This is a genomic window from Gemmata sp. (assembly GCF_051859125.1).
Taxonomy (GTDB): domain Bacteria; phylum Planctomycetota; class Planctomycetia; order Gemmatales; family Gemmataceae; genus Gemmata.
This window is the reverse complement of record NZ_JBHYGG010000167.1, coordinates 1-5,925: the sequence shown is the minus strand read 5'-3', so window position 1 is coordinate 5,925 and position 5,925 is coordinate 1. Positions and strand designations below refer to the sequence as shown.

The following is a 5,925-nucleotide window of genomic DNA, read 5'->3' as shown; positions in this document are numbered from 1 at the left end:
TCCCCGGGGACACCAACGGGGCGTTCGACATCTTCGTCAAGGACACGCAGACGGGCGCGGTGACGCGGGTCAGCACGACCGCCGCCGGGGCCCAGGGCGACGGTGACTCGGACCAGCCGTCGGTGTCGGCGGACGGGCGGTACGTGGCGTTCGCGAGCCGTGCCTCGAACCTGGTCCCCGGGGACACCAACGGGGCGTTCGACATCTTCGTCAAGGACACGCAGACGGGCGCGGTGACGCGGGTCAGCACGACCGCCGCCGGGGCCCAGGGCGACGGTGACTCGGACCAGCCGTCGGTGTCGGCGGACGGGCGGTACGTGGCGTTCGCGAGCGATGCCCCGAACCTGGTCCCCGGGGACACCAACGGCACGTACGACGTGTTCGTCAAGGACACGCAGACGGGCGCGGTGACGCGGGTCAGCACGACCGCCGGGGTCCAGGGCGACGGCGCCTCGTACACCGCGTCGGTGTCGGCGGACGGGCGGTACGTGGCGTTCGCGAGCGATGCCCCGAACCTGGTCCCCGGGGACACCAACGGGGGGGCCGACGTATTCTTCGCGTCGATCACCCTCGTGGACACGACCGCCCCGGACACGACGATCGGCGCGTTCCCGGCCGACCCGACCAACAACCCCCGGCCGGCGTTCGAATTCTCCAGCCCGGACGCGGACGTGGACTACTACGAGGTGTCGGTCGACGGAGCCCCCTTCGCCCCGCTGCTCGCCGGGGTCACAACGTTCACCGCCGGCACGCTCGCCGACGGGGAACACACGTTCGCGGTGCGGGCCGTGGACGCCGCCGGGAACGCCGACCCGACCCCCGAGTCGTTCACGTTCGTGGTCGACGCCACCGCCCCGACGGTCGCGATCAGCGGGCCGGTGGTGGTGGGGCCGGGGGTGATTCAGTACACGGTGACGTACGCGGACGCCAACTTCAGCGCGAGCACGCTCGGGAGCGTCACGCTGAACACGACCGGGACGGTCACCGGGACCGTGAGAGTGAGCGGGGACGTAAGCTTGAGCGATACCGGGGTCCAGCGGGTCGTGACAGTCAGCGGGATCACGGGGGTGGGGAACCTGAGCATCTCGGTCGCGGAGGGGACGGCGACCGACACGGCCGGGAACGAGTCCCCCGCGGCCGGGCCGAGTGCGGCGTTCGGGGCGCGGCGCCGGTTCGACATGAAGGCGAGCACGACCGGGAAGCAGTCGCCGGGTTGGGACCGGGTCATGCCCGGGACCAGGTACACCGCGGCGCTCGGGTACGGATGGGCCACGACCGGCAACGTGGGCGGGTCCACGGGCGGCCGGGTGCCGGCGGGCGGGGACGCCCGGGTGCTCGGAGACTACGCGTACGGCCTGACCCCGGTGGCGTTCAAGGTGTTCGTGGGGGCCGGCCAGTCGGCCACGGTGACGGTGCACACGTACGCGGCCCCGACCCAGGGGAAGCAGGGGGTCCGGGCGTCGGTGGCGGGCCCGGGCGGGACCACGCAGACGCTCCGGGGCAACGGGACCGTGACGGTGAGCGGCACGGCCGGGGCGGACGGTATCCTCACCGTGACGTTCAGCGTGGCCCCGGGCTCGTCCCTGTGGATCGTCAACGCCCTCGAGGTCACCCCCGGCGCCCCCGTGTGACCCCGGCCCGGCCGCGTGCGTAGAATGGCGGCATGTCGGACGAGGACGCACTCCTGTCGGCGATCGCGGCGGCCCCCGACGAGGACACGCCGCGGCTCGCGTACGCGGACTGGCTCGACGAGCACGACCGGCCCGTCCGCGCCGAGTTCATCCGCACCCAGATCGAGATCGCCCGCAAGGAGCACCTCCCGCGGGCGGTCCTCAACCGCTACGTCGACCTGTTCAAGCGGAACCAGGACCTCATCGAGTTCCACCGCGACGAGTTCCTCGGGCCGCTCGCCGCGCTCCCCCGCGACGCCGTCCGCGAGTTCCGCCGCGGGTTCGCCGCGCAGGTCGCGCTGACCGTCGGCGACTTCCTCGCGCGCGCCGAACTCCTCGCCGCCGCGCGGCCACTCCCGAAGGTCACCGTCTCCCGCGTCGCGGCCCGCCTCGACGCGTTCGTCCGGTCCCCGCACCTCGCCTGCGTCACCCGCCTCGAACTGTACTCGGCCGCGATCGCGGGCGGCTTCGTGTGGCCCGGCGACGCGGCCGTGATCGCCGCCGCGCAGCGGCTGACGCGGCTCGAAGAACTCGACCTGGAGGGGTGCGGCATCAACGACGACCACCTCGACCTGGCGGCCCGGTACCCGTTCCCGGCGCTCACCGACCTCGACCTGTCGAACAACCAACTCACCGACTACGGGGTCGAGAACCTCCTCGCCACCGGCTGGCAGCGGCACCTCACGCGGCTGGTCCTGGGGGGCAACCCGATCGGCGACGACGGCGCGCTCGAACTCGCCGAGCAGTGGCCCGCGGGCGACGCCGACAAGCTCGCGTACCTGAACATGCGGTTCACGAACGTCGGCCCCCGCGGCCAGCAGGCGCTCCTCGCCCGGTTCGGCGGCCGCATCGACTTGTTCTGAGCGAGACGCGGGGCGGTGTGCGTCCGTTTAGGATGGTTCCGGACCGGTCGTGCGGCGGCGACCCGCCGGCCGGTCGCCGGATCGTGTTACCCCGGCGACACCTGTGACCGTCGCCGATGCTTCGACAATCTTTCTTCCGGCCTTGTGTGGTTGATTCCGGACTTGCGGATGGTTCCGGAACAGGGGTGTCCGTGTCGCCCGGAACCAATGAATGACGTTTGAGTGTGCGCGGGCGGCGAGCCGTTCCCGGGTTCGTTGCCTTTCGGCCGCATTTCGATACCCCATAATCTGTACCGTTTCGACCCCCCTGAGCCGACACCCCACGATGACGACGCACCCGGCCGGGACGACAGCGCCGCCCGCCAGCCCGTTCGGGTTCTGGACCCCCGCCGGCCACGGCCCCCTGCCCGACGCCCCGGCCGACTTCCGCGCCGCCGTCGGCGAGGTCAAGCAGCCGGTCGTGGTCGCCCGCACCGACCGCGGGTACGCCGTCGCCCAGGGCGGGTTCCTCGCGTTCACCCCGCCGCACGCCTGGGCGTTCCCGGTCGCGGCGCACCTGCCCCCGCTCCCGCCGACCCAGCTCGGCGACCCGGCGTTCACGCGGGACCACGGGCTCCGCTACCCGTACATGGCCGGCGCGATGGCCAACGGCATCGGCTCGGCCGACATCGCCGAGGCCATGAGCCTCGCCGGAATGCTCGGGAGCTTCGGCGCGGCCGGGCTGTCGCTGGAGCGGATCGGACAGGCGGTCGACCGCCTCAAGGCGAACCTCGGCACGTCGCCGTTCGCGGTGAACCTGATCCACAGCCCGAACGAGCCGGCGCACGAGATGGCCACGGCCGAACTCCTGCTCCACAAGGGGGTGCGGCTCGTCGAGGCGTCGGCGTACCTGGACCTCACGCCGGCGATCGTGCGCTACCGCGTGAAGGGGTTCACCGCGGCCGGCCCGGCGAACCGGGTGATCGCGAAGGTGTCGCGGGTCGAGGTGGCGACCAAGTTCCTGTCGCCGCCGCCCGAAAAGATGCTCCGCGAGCTGGTCGCCGCCGGGCACGTCACGCAGCAGGAAGCGACTCTCGCGGCGAAGTACCCGGTCGCCGACGACATCACCGCCGAGGCCGACAGCGGCGGCCACACCGACAACCGCCCGGCGATCACGCTGCTCCCGACGATCCTCGCGCTGCGCGACCGGCTGGTGCGGCAGTACCAGTACGCGAAGCCGCCGCGGGTCGGGCTGGCGGGGGGCATCGCGACCCCGGCGTCGGTGGCGGCCGCGTTCGCGATGGGCGCGGCGTTCGTCGTCACCGGGAGCGTGAACCAGGCGTGCGTCGAGTCCGGGAGCTCGGACGCGGTGCGTAAGATGCTCGCGGAGGCGGGGCAGGCCGACGTGACGATGGCCCCGGCCGCGGACATGTTCGAGATGGGCGTGAAGGTGCAGGTGCTCAAGCGCGGCACCATGTTCCCGATGCGGGCCGCGAAGCTGTTCGAGCTGTACCGGGCGTACCCGAGCTGGGAAGCGGTCCCCGAGGCCGAGCGGGCCCAGGTCGAGAAGACGTACCTGCGGGCCACGTTCGCCGACGTGTGGGACCAGACGAAGGCGTTCTTCCTCCGCCGCGACCCGACGCAGCTCCCGCGGGCGGAAGCCGACCCGAAGCACCGCATGGCGCTCGTGTTCCGGTGGTACCTCGGGCTGTCGAGCCGGTGGGCCAACGCGGGCGAGGCCGGGCGGCAGCTCGACTACCAGGTGTGGTGCGGCCCGGCGATGGGCGCGTTCAACGAGTGGGTCAAGGGGACGCCGCTGGAGCAGTCGGCGAACCGCACGGTGGTCGCGGTCGCCCGGAACCTGCTGTACGGCGCGTGCGTGGTGCTGCGGCGGCAGGCGCTGCGGCAGTGCGGGGTCCACCTGCCCGACGAGTGCTTCCCGACCGGTCCGCAGCCCGCCGACGAGTTGCTGAAGCGGTTCGCGTGAGGCGTCTCGGGTTCGGTGGCACGGGCCCCTGGCCTGTGGGGGCAGTCGAATTCTTGCCCTCCCCCCTGGTGGGGGAGGGTGGCGAGGCTCTGCGAGCCGGGTGGGGGGAGACGCAGCACGCGCGTTCTCGCTTCCCCCCCACCCGCTCCTCGAAGACTCGGAGCGACCTCCCCCACCAGGGGGGAGGTCAAGAACCGCGGCTCCGGTTGGTAGTTCGTTCGGCCCGTTATCCGACGAGTACAGGTTGCGATGCAGACCCCGGACAAGAAATCCCCGTTGGCGATCGTCGGCGTCGGGTGCCTGTTCCCGAAGGCGGCCGGGCCGGGCTACTTCTGGGCCAACATCAAGCACGGCGTCGATTGCATCGGCGAGGTGCCCGCGACCCACTGGAACCCGACCGACTACTTCGATGCGGACCCGAAGGCCCCGGACATGACGTACGCCCGCCGGGGCGGGTTCCTCGACGTGGTGGACTTCAACCCGCTCGAGTTCGGCATCGCCCCGCGGGACATCGAGGCCACCGACACCACCCAACTCCTCGGCCTCGTCGCGGCCAAGCAGGCGCTGACCGACGCGGGGGTGGTCCTCACCGGCGGCCAGCACGCGCCCGGCACCAACGGCGACGCCCACGCCCCCCGCCCGGCGAACGCCGTCGACCGCACCCGCGTGTCGGTGATCCTCGGCGTCACCGGCACGCTCGAGCTGGTGATCCCGCTCGGCGCGCGGCTCGGGCACCCGAAGTGGAAGCAGGCGATGCGCGACGCCGGCATCCCCGCCGACCGCATCGAGGACGCCGCCGGCCGCATCGCCGAGGCGTACGTCCCGTGGCAGGAGAACAGCTTCCCCGGGCTGCTGGGCAACGTCGTCGCCGGGCGGATCGCCAACCGCCTCGACCTGCAGGGGACCAACTGCGTCGTCGACGCGGCGTGCGCCAGCTCGCTCTCGGCCGTCCACCTCGCGGCGATGGAGCTCCAGACGGGCCGCGCCGACGTGGTCGTCACCGGCGGGTGCGACACGTTCAACGACATCTTCATGTACATGTGCTTCAGCAAGACGCCGGCGCTGTCGGCGAGCGGCAACGCGCGGCCGTTCGACGCCAACGGCGACGGCACCATCCTCGGCGAGGGGCTGGGGGTCGTGGTGCTGAAGCGGCTGGCCGACGCTGAGGCCGCCGGCGACACGATCTACGCCGTCATCAAGGGGATCGGGTCGTCGAGCGACGGCAAGGGGAACGCGATCTACGCGCCGAGCGCCGAGGGCCAGCGGCGGTGCCTGCGGAACGCCTACGCCGACGCCGGGGTCACCCCCGACACGATCGAGCTGGTCGAGGCGCACGGCACCGGCACCCGGGTCGGCGACGCGACCGAGGCGTCGGCGCTGACCGAAGTGTACTCCCGGGCGAGCGGGGGGCGTGAGCCCCCCGAGG

At 72.5% G+C, this 5,925-nt stretch carries 4 protein-coding genes; all 4 read left to right on the top strand.

Features of this window, described 5'->3' with window-relative positions; translation table 11 throughout:
* On the top strand, positions 1-1,631 hold a 1,631-nt coding region (locus ACTIGN_RS15440), incomplete at its 5' end, for an Ig-like domain-containing protein (RefSeq protein ID WP_439625355.1).
* A 32-nt stretch (positions 1,632-1,663) separates the two neighbouring features.
* Positions 1,664-2,533, top strand: a complete 870-nt coding sequence (locus tag ACTIGN_RS15435) for a TIGR02996 domain-containing protein (protein WP_439625353.1) — start codon at positions 1,664-1,666, stop codon at positions 2,531-2,533.
* Positions 2,534-2,858: 325 nt separating this feature from the next.
* Positions 2,859-4,499 (top strand): PfaD family polyunsaturated fatty acid/polyketide biosynthesis protein, encoded by a 1,641-nt coding sequence (locus tag ACTIGN_RS15430; protein WP_439625351.1) that lies wholly within the window; start codon positions 2,859-2,861, stop codon positions 4,497-4,499.
* Positions 4,500-4,748: 249 nt separating this feature from the next.
* A partial coding sequence (locus tag ACTIGN_RS15425; protein WP_439625349.1) for a beta-ketoacyl synthase N-terminal-like domain-containing protein occupies positions 4,749-5,925 on the top strand: 1,177 nt, incomplete at its 3' end.

Coding starts and splice junctions, on each gene's coding strand:
- ACTIGN_RS15435 (WP_439625353.1), top strand. CDS start 1,664: ATGTCGGACGAGGACGCACTCCTGTCGGCGATCGCGGCGGCCCCCGAC.
- ACTIGN_RS15430 (WP_439625351.1), top strand. CDS start 2,859: ATGACGACGCACCCGGCCGGGACGACAGCGCCGCCCGCCAGCCCGTTC.